Annotated in this window: 17 protein-coding genes; 8 read left to right on the top strand and 9 right to left on the bottom strand. The window is 58.7% G+C overall.

Features of this window, described 5'->3' with window-relative positions; all coding sequences use genetic code 11:
• Window positions 1–307 precede the first annotated feature (307 nt).
• The 3 genes from EGX79_09455 to EGX79_09445 form a co-directional block, all read right to left on the bottom strand.
• Window positions 308–1,558 carry an IS1249 family transposase gene (locus EGX79_09455; GenBank protein AYX82785.1) on the bottom strand — a complete coding sequence of 417 codons (1,251 nt, stop codon included), beginning with the start codon at window positions 1,556–1,558 and terminating at the stop codon, window positions 308–310.
• A 220-nt stretch (window positions 1,559–1,778) separates the two neighbouring features.
• Window positions 1,779–1,961 carry a DUF3073 domain-containing protein gene (locus EGX79_09450; protein AYX82381.1) on the bottom strand — a complete coding sequence of 61 codons (183 nt, stop codon included), beginning with the start codon at window positions 1,959–1,961 and terminating at the stop codon, window positions 1,779–1,781.
• A 260-nt stretch (window positions 1,962–2,221) separates the two neighbouring features.
• Complete coding sequence (locus tag EGX79_09445; GenBank protein AYX82380.1) at window positions 2,222–3,376, bottom strand: folate-binding protein; 1,155 nt, start codon at window positions 3,374–3,376, stop codon at window positions 2,222–2,224.
• An 80-nt stretch (window positions 3,377–3,456) separates the two neighbouring features.
• On the opposite strand from EGX79_09445, the gene EGX79_09440 reads away from it, so the two are divergent.
• On the top strand, window positions 3,457–4,344 hold the full coding sequence (locus EGX79_09440; GenBank protein ID AYX82379.1) for an aminodeoxychorismate lyase: 888 nt from the start codon (window positions 3,457–3,459) through the stop codon (window positions 4,342–4,344).
• 77 nt (window positions 4,345–4,421) lie between these two features.
• Here the strand turns inward: EGX79_09440 and EGX79_09435 are convergent, their stop codons facing one another.
• Together EGX79_09435 and EGX79_09430 are read right to left on the bottom strand one after the other, a co-directional pair.
• Complete coding sequence (locus tag EGX79_09435; protein ID AYX82378.1) at window positions 4,422–5,102, bottom strand: FABP family protein; 681 nt, start codon at window positions 5,100–5,102, stop codon at window positions 4,422–4,424.
• 101 nt (window positions 5,103–5,203) lie between these two features.
• Window positions 5,204–6,061, bottom strand: coding sequence for a DUF2993 domain-containing protein (locus tag EGX79_09430; GenBank protein AYX82377.1), 858 nt, complete (start codon window positions 6,059–6,061; stop codon window positions 5,204–5,206).
• Window positions 6,062–6,142: 81 nt separating this feature from the next.
• Here EGX79_09430 and mshD point away from each other — a divergent pair, with 81 nt between their 5' ends.
• From mshD to EGX79_09395, 7 genes are all read left to right on the top strand, one after another.
• Window positions 6,143–7,051, top strand: coding sequence for a mycothiol synthase (gene mshD / locus EGX79_09425; protein ID AYX82376.1), 909 nt, complete (start codon window positions 6,143–6,145; stop codon window positions 7,049–7,051).
• A gap of 341 nt (window positions 7,052–7,392) precedes the next feature.
• A complete protein-coding gene (gene pstS / locus EGX79_09420; GenBank protein ID AYX82375.1) occupies window positions 7,393–8,490 on the top strand; it encodes a phosphate ABC transporter substrate-binding protein PstS in 1,098 nt (365 codons plus the stop codon).
• A gap of 237 nt (window positions 8,491–8,727) precedes the next feature.
• Window positions 8,728–9,771: a phosphate ABC transporter permease subunit PstC gene (gene pstC, locus EGX79_09415; GenBank protein AYX82374.1), complete on the top strand. Its 1,044-nt coding sequence runs from the start codon at window positions 8,728–8,730 to the stop codon at window positions 9,769–9,771.
• A 32-nt stretch (window positions 9,772–9,803) separates the two neighbouring features.
• Window positions 9,804–10,742 carry a phosphate ABC transporter permease PstA gene (gene pstA / locus EGX79_09410; GenBank protein ID AYX82373.1) on the top strand — a complete coding sequence of 313 codons (939 nt, stop codon included), beginning with the start codon at window positions 9,804–9,806 and terminating at the stop codon, window positions 10,740–10,742.
• A 48-nt stretch (window positions 10,743–10,790) separates the two neighbouring features.
• On the top strand, window positions 10,791–11,567 hold the full coding sequence (locus tag EGX79_09405; protein AYX82372.1) for a phosphate ABC transporter ATP-binding protein: 777 nt from the start codon (window positions 10,791–10,793) through the stop codon (window positions 11,565–11,567).
• A 141-nt stretch (window positions 11,568–11,708) separates the two neighbouring features.
• On the top strand, window positions 11,709–11,792 hold the full coding sequence (locus EGX79_09400; protein ID AYX82371.1) for an LPXTG cell wall anchor domain-containing protein: 84 nt from the start codon (window positions 11,709–11,711) through the stop codon (window positions 11,790–11,792).
• 41 nt (window positions 11,793–11,833) lie between these two features.
• Window positions 11,834–12,664 (top strand): hypothetical protein, encoded by an 831-nt coding sequence (locus tag EGX79_09395; protein ID AYX82370.1) that lies wholly within the window; start codon window positions 11,834–11,836, stop codon window positions 12,662–12,664.
• A gap of 350 nt (window positions 12,665–13,014) precedes the next feature.
• On the opposite strand, the gene phoU is transcribed toward EGX79_09395, so the two are convergent.
• The 4 genes from phoU to EGX79_09375 all read right to left on the bottom strand — a co-directional run bounded on the left by phoU (window position 13,015) and on the right by EGX79_09375 (window position 18,419).
• On the bottom strand, window positions 13,015–13,752 hold the full coding sequence (phoU, locus tag EGX79_09390; GenBank protein ID AYX82369.1) for a phosphate signaling complex protein PhoU: 738 nt from the start codon (window positions 13,750–13,752) through the stop codon (window positions 13,015–13,017).
• A gap of 90 nt (window positions 13,753–13,842) precedes the next feature.
• A complete protein-coding gene (gene dusB / locus EGX79_09385; GenBank protein AYX82368.1) occupies window positions 13,843–15,000 on the bottom strand; it encodes a tRNA dihydrouridine synthase DusB in 1,158 nt (385 codons plus the stop codon).
• Window positions 15,001–15,132: 132 nt separating this feature from the next.
• Window positions 15,133–16,872: a thiol reductant ABC exporter subunit CydC gene (gene cydC / locus EGX79_09380; protein ID AYX82367.1), complete on the bottom strand. Its 1,740-nt coding sequence runs from the start codon at window positions 16,870–16,872 to the stop codon at window positions 15,133–15,135.
• A complete protein-coding gene (locus EGX79_09375) occupies window positions 16,869–18,419 on the bottom strand; it encodes an ATP-binding cassette domain-containing protein (protein AYX82366.1) in 1,551 nt (516 codons plus the stop codon). The genes cydC and EGX79_09375 overlap by 4 nt, the downstream gene beginning before the upstream one ends.
• Window positions 18,420–18,429: the final 10 nt, after the last annotated feature.

The raw sequence follows: 18,429 nt of genomic DNA, 5'->3' as shown, positions 1-18,429 counted from the left end.
GCCGGCCGTCGGTTTACTGCGACGGGCGGCCGGGGACTGGGCCGGCTGGTCTGCCGTGGAGGGCGGCCTACTGATGCGACGGGGCGGTCTAGATTCTGGGTTGCACAACGGAGATCCCAGAAAACCACGGGCTGCAAATGTGAAACTGTATGAGTTTATGACACTTTCGAGCCGTTTTTCGGGCGATTTTTGTCATAAACGCAGTCAGTAACTCGGATTGATCCGCCACCGCCGAACATAATCGGCGGAACATAGGGTTAAGTGACAAAAAGTGTGTCCGCTCGGTGTGTCGCCGGGTGGGCCCTTTTTATCTCATGGGCCCTTTCCGGATTCCTATGTTGTGTTGGTATTCGGTTGGGATAGCGTTGTCGTAGAAGGCTGGTCGTCCTGTTTCGTGGTCGGCTTTGTTGTGGTCTTCTGGGACAAGATCGTTGACTTTGGCGAGTTGATCTTGTCCGTAATTGCACTGCCTGGCGATCTTTAGCGGGTCGTCAGGCAGCTGCGTTTTCGAGTGCAGGTACCACTCGAGCATTTTGCGTTGGCGCTCCCCGGACCTGCCGCGATGCGCGTCGGCGATGCGTTTGAGCTGGGCGTTGACGCCGCCTTCCAGACTGTTGGTTGTTGATGCCCAGCGCTGTGGTTCGAGTGCTTCTGGTGGTGGCTGCAGGTAGGTAAACAGCCAGTTATTGCGCGATAGGTGCAGCAGTGAGTTGTATGCCTTGCGAACTCGCAGGTGGGTCCATTCCCACTGGTTGTTGAGGGTGCGGCGTTCTTTGGGGAGGGGTGTTTTTTCGTTGAGGAATGCTTTGAATACCTGTCCGAAGTCATGCAGGCGCAGCGTCCACTCCCGTGCCTGGTCGAGTGTGGTGATACGGGTCAGTTTCAACGCCAGGGCGTAGATAGCTTTGCCTGCGTCGGTGCGTGGACGGCTGGTGGTGTAGCGACGGACCACGCGTTGGGCATGGACAAGGCAGCGTTGGATGCGGGTGGTTGGCCAGCAGGTTTTGATTGCTGAGTAGGCGCCTTGGCCACCGTCGAGGACAACGCATAGTGGTGGGGCGATGTTTTTGAGTAGTTGGGTGTAGGCGTGGGCGGTTTCGCGTTGTGTCCAGTGCCATGCGATGACGTGGTCGTGGCTGGCTGCCACAAGTAAGCAGCCAGCGTCGGTGTAGGTGCCGTCGATGAAGATTTGGTCGTAGACCCGGTTGGGATCGGGGGTGTTAGGGACATCGATAAGCCACAATGAGGTGAACCGGCGGTCGAGTGTGCGCCGGGAGACATTCAAGGTGTCGGCCACCTTGGTTAAAGAAGCAGTGCCGGTGACGTAGGTGTGAAACGCTTTGAAATCCCGGGTGTGGGTCTGATCGGGGCGGTGTCGTGTTGTTGAGCATCCGCAGTCAGGGTTTTTGCATCGCCACCTGGTTGTCCCTTTGGTTGTGGTGCCGTTTTTCTTCATTTGCCCAGCGCATATAGGGCATCGGGGTCTGTTTGGAGTCACCCAGAAAGACAACCAGGCCCCTGTTACCACATGCAGGAGCCATTCCGGTGGATTGAGCAAGAAACGGGCCTGAATAAGGTCTGGAACCTTATATAAGCCCGTTTTATGCGGCCTGACCAGCAAATAGGCTGAAAATCAGACACACTTTTTGTCACTTAACCCGGAACATAAACGCAGTCGACTAAGCAAAAGCAAGCACCCACCAACGGAATCGTTGGTGGGTGCTTGCTTTATTGAAATAGAAACGCTTTGCGGAAAATACGACAGCGGTTAGCTTGCGCTAGCTGTCGCGACCAGCGCCTGAGGCCCATTCCTCCCAGTCAGAGTAATAGTCGTCTCGATCGGACTCGTTCGACTTGCCGACGAGTTCCCGCTGCAGACGTTCCAAATCCATTTCTGGTGAATCGTACTTGAGCTGACGGGCAACCTTCGCCTGCTTTGCTTTCGCACGGCCGCGACCCATGGCCTGACCCCCTTGTGTAATCCGTGGGACGGCACGGGGATACGGCCGACCCACTTATGTCTTATTGCGTTAATTCCTGTAAGACACCATAGCCGATTTTTAGACGAAGGGGTTACGCGGGGAGGCCCATAGTGGGTTGTGTCCTCGCGCTCAGGCAACTCAATATGTGTAGTGACCTGGGGAAATATCCTTTCTGAAAAAGAATGGAAAAAGTTATTTTTTCACCACTCTGTCTGGTGGCTTTACCTATTTCCTGTTACCTATTTCCCTCGCAGGCGGTTGATGGCCACACGGCCCGGCGGCAGCTGCTCAACGCGGTCGATGGAGGAGGGGTCGACGGCCACGGCGCAGTCACCCACCACAAGGCCCTCGCGCTCCTGAGCTGAGCGTTTAAGCAGCGCCAATGCAATCGGGCCGTAATCGGCATGTTGCACGACGGTGCCCACGCGGCCCACGGCGCGCTTGCCCATCATCACTGGATCGCCGGTTTCCGGCAGCGTGGCCGAGCCGTCGAGCTGCAGCATCACCAAAACTCGTGGGGAGCGACCAACATTGTGGACACGTGATACCGTCTCTTGGCCGCGATAGCAGCCCTTGTCCAAGTGCACGGCAGCCGTGTCGAATTCAGAGGCGATCCAGCGCGGAGCCTCATGCGGAATCATCTTCTCGTCTACGTCGATTCCCAGCTCTGGGCGCAAGGAGACTACGCGTTCGGCCTCCCAGCCCATCAGACCAACGGGGGAAGCGCCAGCAGCTACCAACGCGTCCCAAGCGCCGACTACATCCTGTCGGCGCACGAGCACATCCACACGCCCGCCGCGTGGCCACGGCAGGTGCCGGACGTAGGAATGTCCCACAGTCGTAGCTTTGCCCACCTGCGGGAATGCGAGGCCAGCGGCTACCAGTACCTCAGGGGCATTCGGCCCCATGACGGAAATAATCGCCCTTTCTACCTCAGCAATTTCCACCTTGGACCAGAACACCATCATGTTCAGGTACTTCAACAGGGAGTCGAAGCCGGAAGGGGGCACGTCGATAAGCACGGAATCGTCCAAAACAGTCAGCGTCATGTGATGGAGAACGTGACCGTTTGCATCCAGGTTCAGTGCTTCAGTGACAGTGCCGGGAGCGGCTTCGTCGACCTTCTGCGAAAAAAGTGTGTTGAGGTAAGTCAGGCGATCCTCGCCAGTGACCTCAATAACGCGGTAATACGAGCGATCTACTACTCCGCAGTCCTCCTGCAGGTGACGTTGCTCTACCAGCGGACGGCCGTAGTGCCATGCCACGCTAGCTTGCCCTGTGGTTTGCTCAACGGTTTTCGCTGAGTTTCCGTCTGGGGCGTTCTCTGAGGCCTTCTCCAAACCTTCCATCTGTCCGCCCAGTTCGAGGGCAGCGGCGCCAGCCACGTGAGACATCAAAGGACTTACATACTCAACACTCACTCCCTCATGTTAACCAGAAATCCTCAAATTAAGCATGGATTAAGCTTGTGTGTATGACGGATTCGCTTTCTTCTCTAGTGCTTATCGACGTCTTTGCAGACGGCGGCCCGATTGCTGTCGAGGCAGGACAGCCATTCCTCTACGCGGATGATCTCGGAGCTATTCGCGGCGACGGAGTTTTTGAAACACTCCTGGTCAGGGGTGGTCATACCTGTAATACCGACCGGCATGAGAAGCGATTCGCATCGTCAGCACTAATGCTGGATTTGCCAGCCCCAGATCTGCAGCAGTGGCGGGCGGCTACCGAGGTCGCACTACAGGAGTTGCGCGATAGGTCAATTGAGGGGGATGCGACGTTGCGGTGGGTTTACTCGCGTGGTCGCGAGTCCACTGGAAAGCCGACTGGCTACGTTTTGGCTAGCTCTGCGGAAAGGGTGGCGGAAAACCGTCTGAAGCCGGTATCGGTCATGCTTGCAGAGCGCGGTTTCTCGCTCGACCTTGGCTCCCGTGCACCGTGGGCGCTCATCGGCGCGAAAACGTTGTCATACGCAGCTAATGTGGCCGCTTTGCGCTATGCCAAGTCCAAGGGTTTTGACGATGTCATCTTCACGTCCGCAGAGGGCAAGCTCTTGGAAGGCCCAACATCGACCATCATCGTTCAGCGCGGCAATGAACTGCTGACTCCCAACCCCGGTGAAGGAGTGCTGCCGGGCACAACTCAGGCAGCGCTGTTTGAAACAGCCGCCAACTGCGGCTGGAAAGTCACCCCGACGGTCCTGGTGCCCGGGGACCTATTCACCGCCGATGCGGTATGGCTGGTGTCTTCGGTGCGTATCGCGGTCGTGGTTAAGTCCATCGATGGTGAGCCCATCCGGCAGCCGGATGCAATCGCGGAAAAGGAATTCCGCGACCTGTGTGACAAGGCGCTGGCGACGCAGTAGGGCGCCAAACGGTGGGGCTTGACGCAGTAGAGCCCCGCAGTAAGGCCACACAACGTCCGTCGTAAAGCGGGGAGAACCTAGCCCGCGTAGCGCTTGAGCTGCGCGGACATGCGGGGAGCGAATTCCTCATCCCGCAGGCGCTCGTCTACCCACCCGAGATCGTTGTTCGGCATCAGACCGTAGAGGCGCTTGCCCGGGCCAAGGGATGCAGGACCGGTAGCAGTGACCATTGTGGAGGCTGCTTGCAGCTCCCATGCGCGCTCGGAAACCGGCTTGCCGTAGTAGATCTCAGTGACGCCGGTGGAGTGGACGCAGATGAACTCAATCTCGTCCTCGTTGTTAATGCGCCAAAATCCTGTTTCGCGCTGGTCAGGGCCGGTCGGCTTGCCTTCTTCGTCCAGCTTCCAGATGCGCGACTCATACTTCAGGTAGTTCTCGCCATCGTGGCTGAAGATGAGCTGCTGGCCGAAGTTGTACTCGCCGTCGACGACAGTGTTCGCCTGCCCCTCACCGCGCCACACGCCGACCAGCGGCAGTAGTGCCAGCAGGCCGTCGTGAATATTCGGGCCGAAGCGCAGGTTAGCGGTCTCGTCGGGGATCGGGAGCCCCTCAAGCTCAGTGATGTTGCGCGTAGCGGTGCTCTTGGCCTGTTCGGCCGCGCGGTTGATGGCCTCGTTGCCGTCGAGGCGAGGGGCTTCCGCAGCTGCAGGCTCCTGTGCAGCGGCGTCTGTCTGGTTGCTGCCATTCTTCTCGGTCATGCTTCACACTCTACCGCTGAAGCTCTTGTGGCCATGTATGGGCTGTTGTCGCATGGTGCTAACGCTGCACCGACGCTTAACGGCGATGCTTGACGACGGCCTTAGCGACGCACCCGACAGTTCTTCTCCGGCAGCTTCTCCGTGGATTGAGCTGACGCCTCGGCATCCTGCTGGGATGTCGGCGGCATGAAGTTTGTTGGCGACACGGTGCACAGAATCTGTTCGCCTTCGATGGTGATAGAACCGCCCGACACGTACACGCGAGTCGCCGGCATGCCCATCGGTATCTCTGAATCCCGCAGCGTCAGAGCGAAGGTGTCCATGATGTGCTGCGTATCAGCCTCAGACAGCTCAGGTTTGATGTGGCTTTTAGAATCCGTTGGGGACGAGGGCGCAGAAATAATCTCCATCGGCGTAATGACCACGTCGCGGCTGACAATGCGCAACTTCGCCGTAACCTGGGTTTTTCCCTGCCATCCGGCTGGCGTGGCCTCGAAGATAGCCTCGGTCTCCCAGCCGCCGGTGGGGGAGGAGTCCTTCAGGCTCTGGATGCTCAAATCGGTCAGTCCCAGCTTGTTTCCCAGAGAGACACCGTCGAGCGAGAGCTTAGTGAAGTACTGCTTCGTCGGCGATTCTGGGAAATTACCGCTGAGCACTGCCGATGCCGGGATCTTAACGTTGGAAGCTCCGTACTCCAGAGATACCAAGCCGAAGTCGGGCACCTCGACATCGCGGATGCGCGAGGTTACGGAGCTCCACTTACCCGTAACAAAGGAAGACAAGTAGGCCTTGCCACCAATGGCGACGTATGGGGTCATCTCCAGCTGAGCAGTCTCCTGAATATGCTCGGAGAGCTTGTACTCCGCATGGCTGGCGAAGCCCATGTCGGTGGCAATCACCAGCGCGGCAACGGCGAGGATAGAGCCACCGATCTTCTTCTGTCGTCGGGAAATGGACACACTCTATTAGTACCCCATCGCTTTTGGCTCAGACGACATCGGGGAAGTGTTGAATTCGCTGCTGTGTATAGGGTGGGGCGTATGAACGTAACCGAACTGCTTGACGTAGACACCACCGCCGCCGATACGCTACTGCAGCACGCCCACTCCGCCGACGGCGTGGAGGCGTTCGGCGAGGCTTTCGTCCGAGGGCTTGACGACGAATCTTTCGGGCATCGACACTTTGCGATTATTGAGAACGACCGTTACTTGGGCCTGGCCGCCGTTGCGCCGGATGCTGTGGAGATGGTTGTTGACCCGGAGTTTCGTAAGCAAGGAGTGGGGGCGAAGCTGCTTGCGCACATCGATGCTGAGGTCGGCGAGCGCCTGCCTGTCTGGGCTCACGGTGATGTCGCCGGTGCCAGTCGTTTGGCAGAGTTGACGGGACGCAAGGTCATCCGCGAGCTGTTGCAGATGTCCATTTCGAGCTCAGCGTTGGAGAAGGCTGCGGGGGCCGTCGATAAGCGCGATGATGTTGAAGCGCTAACCCTGACTGCGGCACGCGCGAAGTGGGGTGAGGCGGCCGTGGATCGGGTGTGGTTGGCTGTGAATAATGAGGCGTTTGACTGGCATCCGGAGCAGGGCGGTTGGTCGCAGCCACAACTCGATCGCGCTCGGAACGTGCAGTGGTTCGACCCGGAGGGCGTGTTCTTTGCTGCGGATGTGGCCGGGGCGCGCGACAGTGCGGAGGAGATTTGCGGTTTCCACTGGACGAAGTGGCATGCCGAGGAGTCTGTGCCAACTGGCGAGGTGTATGTGATTGGACTGAGCTCGAAGGCACGCGGACGTGGTCTCGGACGATGGCTGACCAACGTTGGGCTTTCCTATCTCCGAAACCGGGGAGCGGAAAAGGTAATTCTCTATGTCGAAGGCGACAATGCGCCGGCAGTGCGCACGTACCGTGCGGTCGGTTTCGAGGTGGCCCGCCGTGATGTGATGTACGGCGCGTAGATGCGACGGTTCGGTTTATTGGGGGAGTTATTGAAGGCGAGCTAGGGGGGGGCGAGCTTAGCTTTATCTCAGTTTTAGGTGGTTTTCCTCTGGCGCGGGGGCAATGATTCTTGTGTTTTTGAGGAGATGCTGTCCAATCCTCAGTGTTTCAGGGGCGCATTTTAGGGCCTCTTACAGGGAAAATGAGGATAAATAAAGAATTACTTGCGCCGTTCACCAATTGTTAATGTTCTGAACAGGTTCCGGTTACTATCGGTAGATAGGTTCAGCGCAGTGGACCGGAGTGTGGCGGTTCCACGTGAACTGTTTCACTCATTGTGTAAAACCCCGGAGGATTTACTGTGCTGAAGAAGAACCGTGCGGCATCTGTCATTGGTCTGGCCGCTGTTGCAAGCCTTACCCTGGCTGCTTGCTCTGAAGAGGGCGGCGAAGGCGCTTCTAACGTTGAGGGTCTGGCTGACGTCACCGGTGAGCTGCAGGGCGAGGGCGCTACCTCGCAGCAGCGCGCCATGGATCTGTTTGCCACCAAGTTTGAAGAGACCGGCTCGACCCTGTCGTACAACGCATCTGGCTCTGGTTCCGGTCAGACTCAGTTCATTGCCGGCACCGTTGCTTTCGCTGGCTCTGACTCCCCGCTGAAGGAGAAGGACGGCAAGGACCAGGTCGCAGAGGCTAAGAAGCGCTGCGACGGCAATGAAGCATGGCACCTGCCGATGGTTATCGGTCCGGTTGCCGTTGCCTACAACCTCGAGGGTGTTGACGTCGCTCTGACCCCGGCTCTGGTTGCTGAAATCTTCGACGGCAAGATCACCAAGTGGAACGACCCGAAGATCGCTGAGGTCAACGAGGGTGTCGATCTTCCGGAGAAGGACATCAAGGTTGTCTACCGCTCTGAGGAGTCCGGTACTACTGATAACTTCATGAAGTTCCTGAGCGCAGCTGCTCCGGAGCAGTGGCAGCACGAGGCTTCCAAGTCCTTCCCGACTGCTACTGGCCAGGGTGCTAACGGCTCGGCTGGTGTTGTCAACGAGGTCGCCAACATCGACGGTGCTATCACCTACGTCGAGGCTGGCTTCGCTGAGGACAAGGACCTGGGCATCGCCAAGATGGACTTCGGTCATGGTCCGGTTGAGCTGAACAACGACACCGTCGGTAAGGCTCTGGATTCCGTCACGTTTAAGACTGAGGGTCACAACATGGTTGTTGACACCGACGCTCTGTTCGCAATGGACGAGGAAGGCGCTTACCCGCTGGTTCTGACCACTTACGAAATCGTCTGCTCCGCTGGTTACGACGAGCAGACTCGTGACCTGGTTAAGAACTTCCTGAAGGTTGTTCTGGAAGAGGGCCAGGGCCCAGAGCTCGAAGAGCTGGGTTACATCCCGGTTCAAGGTGAGTTCAAGGACAAGCTGTCCGCAGCGGTTGACGCTATCAAGTAATTCTTTGCGTGCAACGCGGGTGAAAGCAGAGTGAGCTCTGTCGTTACCCCAGTTGGCGCGAGGGTCACTTCAGCCGGCCACGCAGATTTGAGCTGTAGGCCGAAAACCTGACGTAGACCGGTTGGCTTTATATATCGACACCTCAGTTGATTGGGTACCGCTCGTAGAGGGGTACTGAGGCCAATCGGTCTTCATGTGCGTTGAAGCACAAATCACTTCTACTTAGGAAATGAGATCATGAGTTCCTCGACTCCCATTGAAGGGAAGCAGGAGGCTGTAGACAGCAGTCTGTTGCAGTCCTCAGCACCGCAGGTGGATTCCTCCGGCGACGAGAGCTCGGAAGAGCAAGCCATTCAGACCGGCGTTGTTCGTCCTGGTGACCGAATCTTCAAGATTCTGGCGGTAGGATCTTCCGCATTGGTGACTGCTGCCATCATCGCAATTGCAGTGTTCCTGCTCCTGCGCGCAGTTCCGGCAATGTCCCGTAACGAAGCGAACTTCTTCACCTACACCGAACGATGGAACCTGGCGGATACCTCCGCCATGTACTTCGGTATTCCGAACATGTTTCTGGTGACCGTCGCGGTTTCCATCCTGGCGCTGATTCTGGCTATGCCGGTTGCGCTGGGTATTGCCATCTTCCTGACTGCCTATGCTCCAAAGAAGATGGTCAAGCCGCTGGGTTACCTCGTGGATTTGCTGGCCGCAGTGCCGTCGATTGTTTACGGTCTGTGGGGCTTTATGGCTCTCGGTCCGGCCTTGGCTGGTCTGTACGGGTGGTTGGCTAAGACACTGGGCTTTATCCCGATGTTTGCCCTGTACCCAAACTCGCCGGCATTCGAGACCGGTCGAAACCTCTTCACCGGTGGCGTTGTGCTGGCAATTATGATTCTGCCGGTTATCGCGGCTACCACCCGTGAGGTCTTTGTTCAGACCCCGCGTGGTCACATTGAGGCATCGCTGGCTCTCGGTGCGACCCGTTGGGAGATGGTCAAGCTGGCTATTCTGCCATTCGGTCGTTCTGGCTTTATCTCCGGCTCGATGCTGGGTCTGGGACGTGCTCTCGGTGAGACGATGGCTCTCTACCTCGTGATCTCCCCGTCCTCGGCATTCCGTGGCTCGCTTTTCGATGGTGGTACCACCTTCGCAACCGCAATTGCTAATGCGGCACCAGAGTTCAATGACAACCTCAAGGCCGGCGCATACATGTCCGCAGGTTTGGTGCTGTTCTTGCTGACCTTCGTGGTCAACTCCGCAGCCCGAATGATTGCGAAGAAGTAGCAAGGTCGTAGGAAAAGAAACGAGAAGTAACAATGACTAGTTCAACTACTGATTCTTCGCCTCACGGCCCTGCAGACATGGTCCCCACCACGGAGTCGGCTTTCACCCAAATTAAGGGTTCCCGCAAGGTGGCAGACAACGTCTCCACGGTCCTCATTTACTGCTGCATGGCTCTTGCCCTGATCCCGCTGGTGTGGGTTCTCTTCGAGCTTGTCGTCCGAGGCACCCCGTCACTGCTGAGTGGTGAGTGGTGGACTGCTTCCCAGCGTGGTGTCACTGTTGGTGCGTCTGCCGGTGGTGTTGCTCACGCAATCGTCGGTACCTTGGTTCAGGCTCTGGTCACGACTCTCATGACCGTGCCGTTCGGTATCTTCGTCGCCATCTACTTGGTCGAGTATGCAGGTAACTCCCGTCTGGGCAAGGTCACCACCTTCATGGTCGACATCCTCTCCGGTGTGCCGTCGATCGTCGCGTCGCTGTTCATCTACTCGATGTGGGTGGTCATGTTCGGCATGAGCCGTTCCGGTTTCGCTGTCTCGCTGGCGCTGGTTCTGCTGATGCTGCCGATCGTTGTGCGCAACACCGAGGAAATGCTGCGCATCGTTCCGCACGAGTTGCGTGAAGCCTCTTACGCTCTGGGTGTTCCGAAGTGGAAGACCATTTTGAAGATTGTGCTCCCGACCGCACTGTCGGGCATCGTCACCGGCGTCATGCTGGCCGTCGCCCGCGTCATGGGTGAGTCCGCACCGATGCTGATCCTGGTTGCAACCTCGCGAATCATCACCTATAACCCGTTCGGCCAGTCGCAGTCCTCGCTGCCGCTGTTCATGCTGGACATGTACAAGGCCGGTAATACCGGTGCGGCATTCGACAAGATGTGGGGCGCAGCGCTCACGCTGGTTCTCATCATTGCCCTCATCAATATCCTGGCGCGCTTCGTATCCGCCAAGTTCTCCGTCAAGAGCAGTTAATGCTGGGCGCCTAACGTCCGCTATTTCAAGGAAGGTTTTTGAAAGACCATGGCTAAGCGCCTAGACCTTAACGATGTCAACATCTACTACGGCGATTTCCACGCTGTGCAGAACGTCGACCTGCACGTCCCGCCGCGTTCCGTTACCGCATTCATTGGCCCGTCCGGCTGTGGTAAGTCCACCGTGCTCCGTTCGCTGAACCGTATGCACGAGGTCATCCCGGGTGCCTACGTCACTGGCGAGGTGCTTCTCGACGGCGAAAACATCTATGGCCCGAAGATCGATCCGGTCTCTGTTCGTAACACCATCGGTATGGTGTTCCAGCGTCCGAACCCGTTCCCGACCATGTCCATCGAGGACAACGTCGTGGCTGGCCTGAAGTTGGCCGGTGTTAAGAACAAGGCTCATCTCCAGGAGGTTGCCGAGAAGTCCCTGCGCGGCGCCAACCTCTGGGATGAGGTCAAGGACCGCCTGGACAAGCCGGGTGGCGGCCTCTCTGGTGGTCAGCAGCAGCGTCTGTGTATCGCACGCGCAATTGCAGTTGAGCCGGAAGTTCTGCTGATGGACGAGCCGTGTTCCGCACTGGACCCGATTTCCACTCTGGCAATCGAGGACCTGATTCATGAGCTGAAGGAAGAATTCACCATCGTCATCGTGACCCACAACATGCAGCAGGCAGCTCGTGTGTCCGATCAGACCGCATTCTTCTCCCTCGAGGCAACCGGTAAGCCGGGTCGCCTGGTTGAGGTTGGCCCGACCAAGAAGATCTTCGAGAATCCAGACAAGAAGGAAACCGAGGACTACATCTCCGGTCGCTTCGGTTAAACGCTTGGCGTATGCCGTAATAAGCAAAAGAAAGAGCCCCGTACCTCACGCGTCTTCACGCGAGGTACGGGGTTCTTATTGTTGTTGCAGTTTATGAGATTGCTGTTTGTTTCGGTGTGGGGCCGGGGGTGAAAATAATGTTTGTTTTGGGGCGGAATTGTCTGTTTGTTATCGGGCGGGGTAATCTTCCGAAGACGCAATCGAGCGTCCCCCGGAAAACTGTAGAGGGATCTGGGTAAATATATTTACATAGGAGTTATTCAATTATGGATAACCAGCAAAACGCGCAGTTCAATCCTCAGTTTTCCCCTGTGGGTGAGCAATCTTGGCCAGTAATCGCCGAAGAGAAAGCGCCGAAGCCAATTGTCGGTTACATTGCACTTGTAGTTGCGATTATTGGTTTACTCGGTTGTATCCCGGGGGCTTTGATTATTGGTTGGGTGGCGCTACCGGTTGCATTTATTTTATCGGTCGTCGGACTGTTTCAGCGCGCAACTACCAAAAAACCAGCTCTTATCGCTCTGATTCTTTCTGTGTTGGGATTGCTCATTGCGCCAATTGTATTTGTTTCTTCGGTAGGCAATGCCGTGGATGATGCGTTCAATCGGGATACGACTGCCTCTAGCCCGGATGGAAGCAAATCTGATTCTTCCGATTCTGGTGCTGCGGGCAGTAGTCGGGAGAATCCGTTGCCGATTGGAACGACCATCGAAAGTGAGCAGTGGGCCATTACTATCGATAGCGTAAATCTAAACGCTAACGATGAGGTTCTGGCGGAAAATCAGTTCAATGACCCTGCTCCAGAGGGGTTTGTATACGGACTTGTGCATGTTACTGCAAAGTACAAGGGGAATGACCCTCAGGGGCAGAGTTCCTGGCTTGGTATTAATTATGTAACTGCAGGTGGCCAAACCACGGACGAAACGGAGCTTTGGGCGGTGGCGCCTGACGAGTTTGACACCCTCGAGACGGTGTATGAGAACGGCGAAATCGCAGGTAACGTGGTAATCGTTGTGCCCATTGATGGGGCAGATCAGGGAGTTCTGGCAGTCACCCCAGATTTAATGTCAAAGAAGTCTTTTGTTGCTGTCTCTTGAGTAGCGGCTGTCTCTTGGGTCGCGGGGATGGACACGATATAAGAATCGGCATTCTCCAGACATCTAACGCGAAAAGTAATCGCACAAACAGTTACTGACTAGGTTTATGTCAGATGAATAGCGTTTACTCGCAGTAAAGTGTCATAAACCTAGTCAGTTTCTCGGGCTGGGGCAGTGTTTGGCTGGGGAGGTGTTTAGCCTGGTGAGGCTTAAAAACGGCTCCACTCCGGCCTAAAAACCCGCGCCCCAGGCCAGCAGCCACCCCCAACATCTCTACAGCTCAGCCCAACACCCAGCCCCGCCCAGCAGCCCTACAGCCCAGCCTCCCAACAGCCTGCAGCTTCACGAACCTACATCCGCAGGTGACGCTCCAAGGCCTGCAGGCGTTGGTTAAAGCTGCGCTGGTCGCGTTCGTCCTCAAGCTTGTCCAGGTAGACATCGCGCTTGTAACCGGTGGCCAGGTAAATAATCCGGGCGGCAACCTCGACAGCGTGATCCGCGTAACGCTCGTAGAAGCGGCTCAGCAGAGTGACATCCACTGTCTGCGCAGGGGAGTGTGGCCAATTATCGTCGTTGGTCAGCGTAAACAGGTGCTGGTGAATGTCATCGATGCTGTCATCGGTCTTATCCAAGGCCAATGCCTGGTCAACGTCGTAGTCGATGAGCACCTGACGGGTTTCGTGCGTCATCTGCTCAGATACGGAGGCCATCTCGCGGAAGAACCCCTCCACGGGCTCCGGCAGTGCCTTGTTCGGGTGGCGACGCCGGGCAACGTTGGCAATATGCACACTCAACGCGCCCATGCGGGAGATGTCCTCGACAATGTAGAGGCCACTGACAATCTGTCGGAGATCACCAGCCACAGGAGCTTCGCGGGCCAACAGCTCGAAGGCTCGCTGCTCCGCATCCTGGCGCAGGTCCTCGAGAGAATCAATCTGGGAAAGAACTGTTTCAGCCGAGACCAAATCAGCCTCGAAGAGAGCCTTGTTCGCAAGCTTGTGCATGGAGCCAACTCGGTCACACATCACAATCAGGCTGTGGGCCAAGTTGTCCATTTGTTCTCGGTAGACAGTGCGCATGCGTTCCATAGTAGGCAATCCTCAACAACGTCGCGCGTTAGTGGGGAGCCCCCAATTACCCCTCGTAAAGTTATGTAAACACTCGCTCAGAACCGAAGCTTAGCCACCGGAGTGCATAATCTCCGCGCCCTCGGGCACGGTGTCGTCCTCCGGGTCGTCCAGCCAGCCCTCCGGCAAGACCACCTTTGCAGGGGACCCCTGTCGGCCGCGGGCGCCGTCGGCGTCCTCCGGGCGGGCGTGGGCGCTGGGGCCGTCGTAAAGCGGTGCGAGAATCTCGTCGAGCGTTGCCAGCGAATCGACGCGCGCAAGAGACTTCCGCACCTCACTGCCGGCAGGGTATCCCCGCAGGTACCAGGCAATGTGCTTGCGCAGGTCGCGGCAGCCCTTACGCTCGCCCTCGTGCTCCACGAGCAGTTCCGCGTGACGACGGATAATCCCCGCGACCTCACCAAATGTTGGTGCCGGCGGCACTTCTTCGCCACGCAGCTCGGCGGACAACTGCGCGAACAGCCACGGGCGGCCAAGGCAGCCGCGACCGACGACGACACCGTCGCAGCCGGTCTCGTCGAGCATTTTGCGGGCATCGGTGGAGGCGAAGATATCGCCGTTGCCAAGCACTGGGATATCGCTGAAGCCGGAGTCGACCATGTGCTCCTTCAGCCGCGCGATCTGCGACCAGTCAGCGTGGCCGGAGTAGCGCTGCGCTGCAGTGCGGGCGTGCAGAGCCACAGCCTGGGCGCCCATCTCGGCGGCGATGCGGCCGGCGTCGAGGTGCGTGTGGTGCTCGTCATCGATGCCGACGCGGAACTTCACGGTCACCGGGATGTCCGTGCCCTCCGTGGCCTTGACCGCTGCGGCGACGATGTTGCCGAAGAGGCGACGCTTATATGGCAGCGCCGAGCCGCCGCCCTTGCGGGTGACCTTTGGTACCGGGCAACCGAAGTTCATGTCGATGTGGTCGGCGAGGTTTTCGTCGACGATCATCTTCGCGGCCTCGTAGGTCCACTTCGGGTCAGTGGTGTAGAGCTGCAGGCTGCGGGGGTTCTCGTCGGGCGCGAAGGTGGTCATGTGCATGGTCTTTTCATTGCGTTCGACCAATGCGCGGGCGGTGACCATCTCGCAGACGTAGAGACCGGAGACCGTGCCTGTACGCTGCAGCTCCTGCTCGCGGCACAGCGTGCGGAATGCCACGTTGGTGATACCGGCCATCGGCGCGAGTACCACGGGGGAGGCGAGCTCAAAGGGGCCGATGTGCATGTGCGCGGACGTGGCATCGGCGGGTGTGGCGGCACTGAGTGGACTCGTGGAGGTATCTAACACGTACAGTATTGTGTCACGCTGAACTGCCGTTTTCGAATCTGTTTTATCTGGCAGATCGGATCGCCCCGGTTAGCGCTGCGTCCGCGGATGCCTGACGACGATCACCGTTCGGCGCCCCCTCCCACCGGGCAGGTCGGTGGTATTGCGGAGAATTTCCAGGATGTGACTCGACTCCTCGTCGAGGTGTTCAGTGGGCTCGTCGAGAAGCAAAATTGGCGCTGTGCTGACAAGCGCACGGGTGAGAATGAGCCTGCGCCGCTGACCACCCGAGAGACTGTCCGCGCCGCTGTCCAGAATCGTGTCCAGGCCGTCGGGTGCGGCATCGACCCAATCGCGCAGGCCCACGGCGTCCAGCACGGAGTAAATGTCATCGTCGCTGACCTGCGGGTTACCAATAGAGATGTTGTCCCGCACCGTCGTGGCGAAGATGTGCTCATCCTCGGCGACGAAGCGCACCAGGTCGCACTGCTCCGTGTTTTCGTGGGGTTCTCCGGCACTTGCCGCACTGCGCCACAGCTCGCGTCCGTCTCCGTCAGCGATGGTCACCGTGCCCGCAACCGGCGGGATTAGTCCGGCGATTGTTTTCAGCAGCGTGGTCTTTCCGCTTCCCGACGGCGCCGTGATTTCCCGGTAGTCGCCAAAGGTGACCTCGAAGTTTTGCATCGGCAGTTGAGCTGGCTGGGCAGCGGGCTCTTCCGCAGTATTCGAGCTGTTGTCGTCGGGGTAGCCCACGATCAAGTCTTGAACCTGCAGAGTTGGCCGAACTGCCAGGTGGTTCTGAGGGAGCGTGGACGTGTGAATTGGCGCTGTGGGGGCTGGGGACGAGCGCATGACATCCGCTTCCTCTGATTCGCCCGCATTCGACGCAAGCGTCAGCAAGGCTTCCCTCGATTGCGCCAGTGTTTGCGCAGCAGCTGGCAGCGGACCAACCGCTTCAAAAGCAGCTAGCGGCACCAGAACCAGAACTGTCAGCCACTCGGGGGAGTGCAGTAAACCGCCTCCAGCGCCCCCGGCCGAATCCGTCACTAACCACGACGCTACGACCACGGTCAGGACAGTGGTCAACACGCTAGCCGCGGTGCTCAGTGCGGAGGCGCGGGCATTTGCTCGACCTGCGGCGTCATCGATGGCCGCAACCGTTTTGCTGGAGGATGACGCGGCAGAGACTGCCTCATCCAACTGGCCGTGGATACGCAGGCCGGCGGCGTCGGAAAGCAGCGCTTCGACGGCAGCGGCATGCGACTGAAGCGCGGCCGCGCGACGCTGACTTGAGCGCGCAGTGGTGCGATACGTCAGGTAAGGAGCAACACCGCCGGCCAGAAGCAGTCCCACCGCCAGGAGAACCGTAGCGGCAGGCGAGAGTAGAGCCACAAAAATGACGGCGATGAGAGAGGTCATCAGCGCCACCAATGCGGGCACTATTGATCGCACGACGGCATCGGCAAGTGCGTCAATATTCGCCCCAAGCGCTGTGACAATATCGGAACGCTCACGCAGCGCCAGCGTACGGTCGGCCACGAAATGCTCCCATAGCTTCACGCGCGAGCGCTCGGCGGTGCGCAACGCCACATCGTGGGAGACCAACCGGTCGAGGTATCGAAACGCAGCTCGCGAAATACCCAGCGCGCGCACAGACGTCACCGCCAAGGTGATGTCCATCAGCGGTGGCATCTGCCAAGAACGCGTAATCAGCCACGCCGACACCACGGTCAGACTCAGCGCGGACAGCAGCGTGATGGTGCCCGCCAACACCGGCCAAACCAGGTCGCGGGGTTTCACCAGGCGACGAAGCGCTTGCAGAGTAGTCATCGCGACTGCACCTCCACCACGCCGTCGGCGGCCGCAATCAACAGCGGATCATGGCTGGTGGCAATCACTGTGGCTCCGCGCCGGGCACGTGCGTGCAGGAGCCTAATCACGGACTGCGCACTGTCGGTATCCAGGTGAGCTGTCGGTTCATCGAGGAGGACGAGGTCGCGGGTGTCGTCGGCAAGCTCGCGCCGAAGCGCCTCCCGCTGACGTTGCCCGAGCGAGCGCCGCGAATTGTCTCCCACCGTCGCTGCGTCCAACACTGGGCGCTGGGGCAGCCACGCGATGCGCCGCAGCAGATCCTGGTCACGGAGAATGCGCTGGCCGTCGCGAATAGTTACGGAGCCTTCCAACCCCTCGTGCACGATGCCGGCGACCGCAAGCAGCGCTGTCGTCTTGCCCACGCCGTTCGGCCCCGCCAGCACCGTCACTGTGCCTGGCTGCGCGATGGCGCTTAATTCACTTGGCCGCACGCCGTCTCGCCCCGGCGCGGAAAGGCGTTCGAACACGACCGTGGGGGCGCTGTGGACACTGCTTGACGACGTTCCTTCGGCCACCTCTTCCACAGTTTCAGAGGTGGTGTCTGTGGAGTTTGGAGTCTGGCCAGCGTCCTTGTCTAACAGTTCCGTGACTTCGGTGGCAGCGACCACACCGTCCTGGGCGGCGTGGAATTTCTGGCCAACCTGGCGCACCGGGCCATAGATTTCTGGGGCGATGATGAGCACTGCCAGGCCGGTTGCCAGCGTCATGTGGCCTCCCAGAAGTCGGAAACCGATGCCGACGGCGATGAGGGCGATTGACAGGGTGGTGAGGAATTCCAGGACCGACGCGGATAGGAAAGCGATGCGCAGGACCTCCATGGTGGATTTCCGGTGGCGGGTCGACAGGCGCTTGATTTCCTCGCTGGGGGTGTCGGCCATGTTGTGCGCTTTGAGCGTTGGCAGGCCGATGACCAGGTCGAGAATCTGACCACGCACCGTGCCGATGTCGGCCAGACGGCGTTCTGTGCGGCCCTCAGTGAGGCGACCTACCAGCCACATGAACAGTGGAATGAGTGGCAGCGTGACAACCGCGATGGCAACCGATGGGAGGTCCAACCATGCGACTGCGACCAGTGCCATCGGGGTAGCCAGCGCTGCGGCCACCAGTGCGGGGAGGAATTCCGCCACGTAGACGGCCACACCATCGAGCCCGACCGAAAGCAATGCGCGCCAGTGCGCGGTGTCGACAGTGCGAGGATCGCGCAGAGCCAGGGCTCGCAGTGCCCGGCTGCGCAGGTCTGTGGCCACGCGTGCACCCGCAGATTGGCCGAAACGCACGAGCGCGTAGGAGCAGGCCACCCGAACGAGTACAGCGGCCGTGGCTATCAGCGCGAATAATGTCCAATTAGGAGTTGCCTCACCCAGAACCTGCGCCGTAATAGTGCCGATTGCCAGCCCCAACGCGATTGTGGCACCTGTGCTCGCGGCGGTCAGTGCGCCCGCGAAAATGACCCAACGCCAGGCTGGGGCCGACAGCTTGAATAGTTTCGGATCGACAGGTGCCACTTTTTAGAAA

It is taken from the genome of Corynebacterium jeikeium, from assembly GCA_003955985.1.
Lineage (GTDB): Bacteria > Actinomycetota > Actinomycetes > Mycobacteriales > Mycobacteriaceae > Corynebacterium > Corynebacterium jeikeium_D.
This window is presented reverse-complemented; position numbering and strand designations above follow the sequence as displayed.

Bases quoted from the DNA above. Each gene is read 5' to 3' on its own strand.
- EGX79_09450 (AYX82381.1), bottom strand. From the start codon at position 1,961: ATGGGTCGCGGCCGTGCGAAAGCAAAGCAGGCGAAGGTTGCCCGTCAG.
- EGX79_09445 (AYX82380.1), bottom strand. From the start codon at position 3,376: ATGTCTCACGTGGCTGGCGCCGCTGCCCTCGAACTGGGCGGACAGATG.
- EGX79_09440 (AYX82379.1), top strand. From the start codon at position 3,457: ATGACGGATTCGCTTTCTTCTCTAGTGCTTATCGACGTCTTTGCAGAC.
- EGX79_09435 (AYX82378.1), bottom strand. From the start codon at position 5,102: ATGACCGAGAAGAATGGCAGCAACCAGACAGACGCCGCTGCACAGGAG.
- mshD (AYX82376.1), top strand. From the start codon at position 6,143: ATGAACGTAACCGAACTGCTTGACGTAGACACCACCGCCGCCGATACG.
- pstC (AYX82374.1), top strand. From the start codon at position 8,728: ATGAGTTCCTCGACTCCCATTGAAGGGAAGCAGGAGGCTGTAGACAGC.
- pstA (AYX82373.1), top strand. From the start codon at position 9,804: ATGACTAGTTCAACTACTGATTCTTCGCCTCACGGCCCTGCAGACATG.
- EGX79_09405 (AYX82372.1), top strand. From the start codon at position 10,791: ATGGCTAAGCGCCTAGACCTTAACGATGTCAACATCTACTACGGCGAT.
- EGX79_09395 (AYX82370.1), top strand. From the start codon at position 11,834: ATGGATAACCAGCAAAACGCGCAGTTCAATCCTCAGTTTTCCCCTGTG.
- phoU (AYX82369.1), bottom strand. From the start codon at position 13,752: ATGGAACGCATGCGCACTGTCTACCGAGAACAAATGGACAACTTGGCC.
- dusB (AYX82368.1), bottom strand. From the start codon at position 15,000: ATGCACATCGGCCCCTTTGAGCTCGCCTCCCCCGTGGTACTCGCGCCG.
- cydC (AYX82367.1), bottom strand. From the start codon at position 16,872: ATGACTACTCTGCAAGCGCTTCGTCGCCTGGTGAAACCCCGCGACCTG.